The organism is Pseudomonas sp. SIMBA_041 (genome assembly GCF_046535095.1).
GTDB classification, from domain to species: domain Bacteria; phylum Pseudomonadota; class Gammaproteobacteria; order Pseudomonadales; family Pseudomonadaceae; genus Aquipseudomonas; species Aquipseudomonas mucoides.
Window position 1 is genome coordinate 1 of record NZ_JAWRXJ010000757.1, and the last position, 246, is coordinate 246.

Annotated in this window: 1 protein-coding gene; it reads left to right on the plus strand. The window is 50.8% G+C overall.

Features of this window, described 5'->3' with window-relative positions:
• Nucleotides 1–6 precede the first annotated feature (6 nt).
• Nucleotides 7–246, plus strand: a 240-nt coding sequence (locus tag SB725_RS33140; RefSeq protein ID WP_410923692.1) for a tRNA-dihydrouridine synthase, incomplete at its 3' end; no start/stop codon positions are given.

Sequence of the window (246 nt, forward strand, 5' to 3'; positions counted from 1 at the left end):
GGTGGCCTGACGATTGAAAACCGTTTGGTGGTCGCACCGATGGCAGGCGTAACAGACAATCCCTTTCGTCGACTGTGCAAATCATTTGGCGCAGGTCATGCGGTCAGTGAAATGATCATCGCTGATACGGCACTTTATGCGCGCAAAAAATCCTTGTACCGTGCCAATTTTGACAATGAGATTGCCCCTATTTCTGCACAGATAGCAGGTGCAGAGCCTGATAAACTGGCTGAAGCGGCCCGCTAT